This window comes from Segeticoccus rhizosphaerae, assembly GCF_009192725.1.
GTDB classification, from domain to species: domain Bacteria; phylum Actinomycetota; class Actinomycetes; order Actinomycetales; family Dermatophilaceae; genus Segeticoccus; species Segeticoccus rhizosphaerae.
In genome coordinates this window covers 1-1,240 of record NZ_VOHR01000577.1, presented here as the reverse complement: position 1 = coordinate 1,240, position 1,240 = coordinate 1, and the positions used below count along the sequence as shown (strand labels likewise).

The following is a 1,240-nucleotide window of genomic DNA, read 5'->3' as shown; positions in this document are numbered from 1 at the left end:
CGAGGGCCAGGCAGACCTGCTGGAGTCCTGGGGAGCCCGGCTGGCCGACATCCTCGCCGACGGCGGACGGCTGCTCGCGGCGGGCAACGGCGGCAGCGCCGCGGAGGCGCAGCACCTCACGGGCGAGCTGGTGGGCCGCTTCCTGGACGAGCGTCGGCCACTGTCCGCGGTGTGCCTGTGCTCCGACACGTCCTCGCTGACCGCGATCCTCAACGACTACGGCGCCGACGAGGTGTTCGCGCGGCAGGTGGAGGCGCACGGACGGCCCGGCGACGTGCTGATGCTCTTGTCGACCAGCGGCCGCAGCCCCAACATCCTGGAGGCCGCCCGCAGGGGCCGGAGCGCGGGATTGCAGGTGTGGGCGATGACGGGTGGCGCTCCCAACCCGTTGGCATCGCTCGCCTCCGAGGTGCTGGTCATCCCGGCCCGGTCGACGGCAGCGGTGCAGGAGGTGCAGCTCGCTGCCGTCCACGGCCTGTGCGCGGCTCTGGATGCCGCGCTGGAGCGAGACGCGGCCGGCAGTGCCCCTGCACGACTCGAGGTCTCGGCGTGAGCTCCCGCCCCGCCCAGCGCCGGATCGTGGTGGTGGGTGACCTGCTCCTCGACCGGGACGTCACCGGCAGTTGCGAGCGGCTGTGCCCGGACGCGCCGGCACCGGTCCTCGATGTCTCCGACACCTGCTCGGGCCCTGGCGGAGCGGGCCTGGCGGCGTTGCTCTGCCGGCGGTCCGGCGCAGCGGTGACCCTCGTGGCGCCTGTCGCCGACGACGCTGCCGGGGAGCAGCTGCGGCGCGCGCTCGAGGCTGCGCAGGTCACGCTGCTCGGGCTAGGGCACCAGGGCCCGACGCGCACCAAGACCCGCATCCGGTCCGGAGCGAGCTCACTGGTCAGGATCGATGAGGGCGGACCCGGGACTCCGACAGGCACGGTGCCGCCAGCTGTCGCCGAGGCCATCACCGAGGCCGACGTCGTAGTCGTATCGGACTACGGTGCCGGCACGACCGACTTCCCGGTGATCCGCGAGCTGCTGGCGGGCCGGACCGGCGCCGGGCAGCTGCACGGTCGGCAGACGACCACGATCTGGGACCCCCATCCCCGCGGCGCCTCGCCCGTGAGGGGGTGCACGGTACTCACCCCCAACCTCGCTGAGGCGCGTGCCGCCGCTGGGCGCGAGGGCCACCCGGCTGACCTCGCGATGACTCTGCGCCGGACGTGGGGCGGCTCGGCGGTGTGCGTCACGG

General features: G+C 74.3%; 2 protein-coding genes. Both read left to right on the top strand.

Translation table 11 applies throughout. The features are described 5' to 3' along the window. The coding region (locus tag FRW57_RS21795; RefSeq protein ID WP_152187059.1) for a D-sedoheptulose-7-phosphate isomerase at positions 1-553 on the top strand (553 nt) is incomplete at its 5' end. Continuing rightward, positions 550-1,240: bifunctional heptose 7-phosphate kinase/heptose 1-phosphate adenyltransferase (locus FRW57_RS21790; protein WP_238999539.1), on the top strand; the 691-nt coding region annotated here is incomplete at its 3' end. The genes FRW57_RS21795 and FRW57_RS21790, both read left to right, overlap by 4 nt.